3 protein-coding genes are annotated in these 7,566 nt (G+C 73.0%); all 3 read left to right on the forward strand.

What is annotated here, in order from left to right:
• The first annotated feature begins 318 nt into the window (after positions 1-318).
• Positions 319-1,227: a glycoside hydrolase family 16 protein gene (locus ACFWBT_RS40035; protein WP_385708909.1), complete on the forward strand. Its 909-nt coding sequence runs from the start codon at positions 319-321 to the stop codon at positions 1,225-1,227.
• Between the two features lie 204 nt (positions 1,228-1,431).
• Entirely contained in the window at positions 1,432-4,377 is a 2,946-nt protein-coding gene (locus ACFWBT_RS40040; RefSeq protein WP_385708911.1) for a hypothetical protein, read from the forward strand.
• Between the two features lie 261 nt (positions 4,378-4,638).
• Positions 4,639-7,434, forward strand: coding sequence for a hypothetical protein (locus tag ACFWBT_RS40045; protein WP_385708914.1), 2,796 nt, complete (start codon positions 4,639-4,641; stop codon positions 7,432-7,434).
• The last annotated feature ends 132 nt before the right edge of the window (positions 7,435-7,566 follow it).

Here is a 7,566-nt window from a genome sequence, read left to right on the forward strand (position 1 = left end):
TTCGGGGGGGCGTGTTTTTTTTTATCCTACCCCGGCCTTGCGCCTCGGGGGGGGGGCCCGGGGGGCGAGCCGGCCCCGGGGGCCCCGCCGCACGCCCGGGACCCGTCGCCGGTCGAAAGGACCGGATTCCCCGGGGTATCGGAGCCGGACCATCCGCATCGAGTGGCGTTCGCGGGGTGGTGTCGCGCCTGTCGTGACGCGAGGATGCGTCTTCGCGCGGTGCTCCCTGTCGTGGTCGGGGTCCGGAGCGGTTCTCGCGGACCTCGCGCGCGGGGAGAGCGGTGGTGCTCGCACGGTGAGGAGCGAGGGAGGCTTGCCATGGGATCACACGCGGCGCCCGGCCGACGCCGGCGCGCTCTGCTCATGCCCCTCGGCCTCGTCCTCCTGGCCGGCGCGTTGTTCTGGGTTCCCCGTGCCGACGGGGCACCCCGCTCGGCGGATGCCTGTCACGACACGGGCACCGTCCTGCCCCGCGGTGACTGCGGGCCGTTCTGGCAGGTCCTCGCGGAGGACTTCAACGGCGACCGGGTGCCGCTGGGCTCGTTCGGCGACTGCGACCACCGCGTCGACACGTCCGGCGCCTTCTGCGGTGGGCTGACTGGCACGTACCGCGACAACTGGTGGGCCTATCCGGCCGGTTGGGAGGACACCGCCAACGACCGGGGCCGTGACGTCGTCGGTGAGTACCACCCCGAGGACACGGTGAGCGTGGGTCCCGGCGAGAGGGGCGACGGGGTGATGCGCATCCGGATGTGGCGCCCCGAGGACGGAGGGCCCGTGCACGCCGCGGCGGTCGTACCGCGTGCCGTGATGCGGATGGCGTACGGCAAGTACAGCGCTCGTATCAAGGTGACGAAGGTTGCTCCCGGATACAAGTCCGCGTGGCTGCACTACGGCGGTGGCTGCGAGATGGACCACCCCGAAGGAGAGTGGACCGGCAGCCTCACCGCGTTCCACCATCCGTGCGGAGGGGGAGAGCAGGGCTACTTCCCGAGCGACGCCGCGTGGAACGAGTGGCACACCGTCTCGACGGAATGGACACCGGGACATGTGCGCTTCTTCGTCGACGGCAGACAGACCGGTGAGGACACCCGCGGGGTTCCCTCCGCACCGCTGTCCTGGGTGCTGCAGAACGAGAGCGCGCTCGAAGGCCCCGGCGCGGCACCGGGCAGCAGCGCCGAACTCGACATCACCTGGGTGGCCGCCTACGCCTACGGGTGGAAGTGACCGGCCGCGCGCGTACGGCCGTACGGCGGGCGCGATCACGGAACGGTCCGCACACCGCGCCCCGCTGGAGCCCCTCGGGCGCGCCCGATCCGAAAGGCAAGCGGCCGTAATCGCTCAATGAGCGCCTATTAGAGGCAAAGCACGGTGAATTCGCCCGGCCGTTCCTAGGCTCGCCTCCTGTTTCTCAGCGTCCGGGAGGCCCGCGTGCCGCAACCCCATCGGACGGACGAACAAGATCTCGTCCTGCCCTGCGGTTTCGACGACATCGTCCGTGTGATCGACCGCTACGTCGTCGACCGGCGAACCGGCATCCCGCCCAGGCGGCGGGGCTCACGGCACCGGCTGCCCGCCCTGTTGCTCGTCCGCGAGCCCGCGACCGGCACGACCCGGGCGGGCACGACCGCGGCCGGTGTCGCGGCGGCCGACGCCGGGCGGGGCGAACCGGATCCGGCGCTCTCGGCCCTGGTGCACGTCTACCACCACCGCCTGGTGCGCCTCACCACCGGTGAGACGGGCCACCTGGCCAGCCTCGCGCCGCACGCGCTGGTCGACGAGGAACTGCTCGCCTGCGACCGCCCCGCGGAGGACGGGGAGGTGTACGAGGGCCCGCACGTACGGCTGTTGGACCGGGTGGCACGCCAACTGCGCACCACCATGCCGGACGGCTCCGGCACTCTGCGGCTCACCGAGTTCGACGCCTGTCTGTCGGTGCTGCGCGCCGACATCGTCCCGGGGGACGTGACGGACGAACGCCGGGCGCTGCGGGACCGGATCTACGACAAGTACGCCTGGAAGTTCGGGTTCGCCGCCGAGGTCACGCGCCTCGGCGACGAACTCGGAGCCAAGCAGTGGTCGGCGATCACGAGGGTGGTGACCACACCACTGGCCTGGCTGTGGCGGTGGTCGTACGGCGTACGGATCGACCGCGGCGCCCGCTTCCGGTGGGTCGGCGGGATGCTGGACGAGCCGGGGCGCAGCTTCCTCAACGCCGCGATGTCCCTGCGCGACGCCCAACTGCGGTCCAGGGCACAGGAGAGGGCCGGTCAGGAGGCACCGGCCGACGCGGGTGCGCCGGCGGCTCCGGCCCGGGCCGCGATGTCCGCCGTATCGGCCCGCGACGAGGCGGTGGTCCGGCAGGTCCTGCTGACCGCGCTGATCCACGACCTGGCCAGGGCGGCGCGCCCGCCGGTGTGGAGTGTGCGCAGGCCCCGGCGGCGATGGCCCTTCGTCCTGCTGCTGCCGACGGTCGGCGGTGACGATTCCCCGAGCCGCAAGCTCCTGAACTCCTTCTCCGCCGTCTCCGAGGATGTCGGGACCTGCCCCGTGCTCGTGCTGGGCGCCGCCACGGCGGACATCCCGCCGTACGCCGCCGGCCTGCCCCGGCAGGGCCTCCCGTTCCAGGGCACCCGGCACGGCGACGACGGCACGACGGCCCAGGCGGTGGCGTCGCTGCTGGCGGCCGGCGCTTCCGGACAGCCGGTCGAAGCGGTGCGGGTGGTGCCGCTGTCACGCGAGCCCGACAACGGGACGGCGGCCGAACGGCCGGTCGTGCAACGGACCGTGCGTTCCCGCGACCGGCGCGCGGGCGACTGGCTCCGTCCCGTCGTGGCCGCTGTGGCGGTGGCGGCGGTGGTCGCCGCCGGACTCGCCCAGGTGCTGAGGCCCGGCGAGACGCGCCACGGCACCGGCAGCGACGCCAAACCCCCCGCCACCGACACCTGGTGCCCGCGCGTCAGCACGGGCGAACGCGTCGGGATCACCGACGGCTCCGACCACTGCGAGCTCGCGCATGGCCTGTACGCACCCGAGTTGCGAGAGCTGGAGGCCCGGCTGGGCCGCCAGAACGCGGAGGTCGACCGGACCAAGCCCTACCGCACCCTGGTCTTCTTCGCCCCGCTGAGCGTCGGCTCCACGTCACGCCGTACCGTGCCGACGGGCTTCCAGATGCTGCGGGGCGCGCTGCTCGCCCAGAAGCAGGTCAACGATCTCAACCTCAAGTCACAGATGCCGATCAGGCTCCTCGTCGCCAACGCGGGGGAGTACTTCGCCTTCGGATCGCGCGGGGGGCTCAACACGACGAACCACAGTGACGTGGACGTGGCCCGCATGATCGTGGACCGGGTCGACCGGGACCACATCGCCGGAGTCATCGGCCTCACGCAGAGCCGTCCCGAGTCCCTTCAGGCCGCCATCGAACTCGACGCCCGGGGCGTCACGGTCCTCGGTACCGGCGTCTCGGGCCAGCCCATGGTCGAAGGCGACTCCCCGGTGTCGTACTTCCAGCTCTCGGCGCCCGACGCACGCGTCGCGCGCATCATGGCGTCGTTCGCCCGGCACTCACCTCGGCTGGCGGCCCTGACCAAGGTCGGTCCGGGCCATACCGCGCCCGCCGCGGTCGTGGTCTTCGACCCCCACGACCGGTACTTCAGCGCGGATCTCAAGAAGCGGTTCACCGACGCCTACGGTTCGGCGGGGCCGGTCTACCCGGTGCCGTACGGCGAATCGGGCCACGACAGCCGGACGCCCTCCGTGGCGGCCGGCATCTGCGCGCTGATCCGCAGGACGGACGGCTTCATCCTCTACGCGGGCCGATCCAGCGTGATGCACGACCTGTTCTACTACCTGCAGAGCGACAAGCAATGCCGTACGCACCAGGGCCGCGTCGCCGTTCTCGCCGAGAGCCCCGCTCCCAATCTCGTGCTGCACCCGGAACTGATGCCGCAGGACTACGGCTCGCTCAGCCTCTTCTACACCCAGTTCAGCCTGCCCGACGCCCAGGGCCCCTTCGTCCGGAACTTCCGGAAGTCCTTCGAGGTCTCCTCCGACAGTGACGCCGCGGCCGGGTACGACGCGGTGAAGGTCTTCTTCAAGGTGATGAACGAAATCTCGGTCACCGACCCGCAGTTCACCCCCAGCGCCGTCGTCACCTTCCTCCAGTCGACCGGAGTCACCGACTACGTCGGAGAGTCGGGGATCATGACCATCGGCAAGGGACACAAGTATCCGGTGGACAAGGAAGTCGACATCCGGGAGATCACCGAGGACGGCACCAAAATCACCGGCCTGACGTGCGGGGCGGTGTCCGCGAAGGCGGCGGCGGTGACGCGCTGGGGGCCTTCCGGGAGCTTCTTCTGTCCCGAGGACGACTGAGAGCGCCCTCGCGCCACGCGTCCGGGCACGGCCGCCCGGACGCGTGACCGAGGTCGGCCGTGGTACCCCGGCACCCGCCCCGGTGCACCTCCTCGCCCCGCCCGACACTCCGACTCCACTACTGTGCGCGGGAGTTGAGGCAGAGATACGCCGGTGACATGAGGCAACCCATCGGCCTCGCTTTCCGTCCTCGTGGGACGGGGAGAGCGCTTCGTGACCAACGGGGCGACGGGGGCGTAGGCCGACCTTGAGGAGAAGAACGTGTTCCGTGTCCGGCGAATAGGGGTCGTCGCTGCGGTGTTGCTCGCAGCGGTCGCAGGATCGCCAGGAGCGACCCAGGCGGAGGACATCACAGCCGGTTCCGCGCGATCCGCGGGACCCGGGTCCTCGGACCCCGACGGCGGGCCACCGGCCGGCTGGCGCGTCACCGGCGAGGGAGCGGCGCGACAACTGGTCTGGCGCTCGGACGCACCGGTGCCCGTCACCGATTCCGGCGTCGCGTTCTATGCCGGGGACCGCCTCCTGGGCCGGCCCGTCGGCGCGCCGGACGGCCGCTCCTTCCGGCTCCCGCTCGGCGCGGCACCGCTCGGGGACCCCTCGGACCTCCAGGCACGGGCCGGCGGACGGCGTCTGGACGCGGCGGGCGCCGAGCAGGACCCGCCCTCCGGGCAGCGGCCCGGCGTCACCGCCCGGCCCGTGACCCGGCTTCCCGCCAACGCGGTCGACCCGGGGAAGCCGGGCACCTACCGGACGGCCACCGGTGACTACGCGCTCGCCGCCGTGCGCCTGCCCGGCTTCTCCGCGCCCGTGGAGATGCGCGCGGTGGTGGTCGCGCCCACGAACGCCACGGGACACCGTCCGCTGGCACTGTTCCTGCACGGCCGCCACGCCACCTGCTACACCGGTCACGGCGACGAGGTCGGCGGCGAATGGCCCTGCCCCGCGGGCTCGAAACCTATCCCGAGCCACAAGGGCTACCTCAGCGCCCAGAAGCTGCTGGCCTCGCAGGGATACGTGACCGTGTCCATCTCCGCCAACGGCATCAACGGACAGGACTACGCGGCGGAGGACGGCGGCGCGCAGGCCCGATCGTCCCTGGTGCGACAGCACTTGGCCCGCTGGGCGGACTGGGTGGCGCACCCGGCCTCCGCACCCGCGATCGTGCGACGGACGGCGCCCGCCGATCTGTCGCGCGTCCTGCTCGTCGGCCACTCGCGCGGCGGCGAGGGCGTGAACCGGGCCGCCATGGACAGCCTGTACAGCGCCCCCGCCGACCAGGACGGCTACCGCGGCCCCGTGCGCTGGCACATCCGGGGCACCGTGCTGATCGGCCCCACCATCTTCGGGCAGAACCCGACTCCTGACGTGCCGTCGGCGACGATCCTGCCCGGCTGTGACGGCGACGTCTCCGACCTCCAGGGCGAGATGTACGTGGACGCCACACGCGGTGTCAGCCGCGGCGCCGCCCTGCACAGCGCCGTCTACGTGGTCGGCGCCAACCACAACTTCTTCAACAGCGAATGGACGCCGGGGCAGGCCCAGGCGCCGGCGGACGACGACTTCTGGAGCGGGGACTCCCGGGACCGGGTCTGCTCGCCGGGCACCGCGACCAGGCTGACGGCCCGTCAGCAGCAGGCCGTCGGCGCGACCTACATCGCCGCCGCCGCGCGGCTGTTCGTCGCCGGTGACGACCGTGTACGACCGCTGCTCGACGGTTCGGGGCGACGCGCGCCCTCCGCCGGCCCGGCACGCGTTCTCACCCACGCGGTCGGCGCACGCCGTACCCCGGCGTTCCTGCCGGACGGACCGGTATCCGTCGACGGCGGCCGGCTGTGCGCCGAGGTGGACGACGACGACTCGGCCGCGTGCCTCAACTCCGGCGCGAACGGCGTCTCGCCGCACTTCGCCCGCTGGGAGACACCGAAGGAACCGGGCCGGCGCGCCGTGGCCCTGCGGTGGACGGCGCCCGGTTCCACGGTCCGGGTCCGCTCGGCGAGGCCGGTCTCGGTCGCCGGGGCCGAGGCCCTGGCACTGCGGCTGATCGTTCCGCCGAACACCGGGGACACCCAGCTCGACGTCGCCCTCACCGACGCGTCCGGCCACCGGGCGACCCTGGGGCGCGTTCACCTCGACGGACTGCCCGGAACCGGGCGCACCGCCTCCCACTGGGGCCAGGAGGTCCGGGTACCCCTGAGCTTCGCCACCCGGGCGCGGATCGACCTGCACCGCGTGACGGCCCTGGAGATCGTCCCGCGCACGTCGTCCGGGCGGGCGTGGCTCATCGACGCGTGGGGATGGCGCGCCGGTACCCCCGCCGTCCGGTCCGCGGCGCTGCCGCGCGTCGACATCGGCCGGCTGACCGTCAAGGAGGGCGACACGGGTGTCCGGACCTACCACGTGCCGGTGAAGGTCTCCGGGCACGGGAGCGGCAGGGTCCGGCTGTTCGTCGCCGATCCGGAGACGGGCCGGGCCACCTCGCGCGACGTGACCGTGCGACCCGGCGGCCACGGCCCCGACGTGAAGGTCGAGGTCCGGGGCAACACGCGCTTCGGCTACGACCTGTCGCACGACGTCTTCGTGAAGGCGGTCCACGGTGCGGTGATCGGCGCCCACCGTGGCGGGGTCATCGCGCGGAACGACGATCCGGCGCCCACCGTCACGGTGACCCCGGCCGCCGCCCGGGCCGCCGAGGGTCAGGCGCTGACCTGGCGGGTGTCCCTCTCCGCGGTGTCCGACGCGGACGTCCAGGCCGGCATCGAGGTCCTGCGGGTCACCGGTGGCGCCGAACTGTCCACCACCGACGTCGATCCCCGGTGGCTGCGGGAGAACTCAGGCGAGGCACCCCTGCCGTCGCGGCCACTGTCCCAGCTGAGGGGACTCAGCCTCTTCGTCGATGTCCGGCCCGGCGAAACGGGCGCCGAGATCACCATCCCCACCGTCGCGGACACCGTGACCGAGCCGGAGGAGACGGTACGGCTGCGTCTGACCGTCTACGACGGGACCGGTGAGTCGCACGACGGGCCGGAGTTCACCGGCACGGTGCACGACCCCTCGTAGGCCCCGCACCTCCCCGGGGGGGGGGCCCGCCCCCCCCCCCCCCCCCCCCGCCGCCCCCCCCCCCCCCCCCCCGCGCCCCCCCCCCCCCCCCCCCGCGCGGGGCGGGCCCGCCCCCCCCCCAACCCAACACGA

Origin of the sequence: Streptomyces sp. NPDC060027, from assembly GCF_042737005.1 — a bacterium.
GTDB lineage: Bacteria > Actinomycetota > Actinomycetes > Streptomycetales > Streptomycetaceae > Streptomyces.

What these genes read in the sequence shown, in the direction of transcription:
- ACFWBT_RS40035 (WP_385708909.1), top strand. Translation starts at nt 319, where the DNA reads ATGGGATCACACGCGGCGCCCGGCCGACGCCGGCGCGCTCTGCTCATG.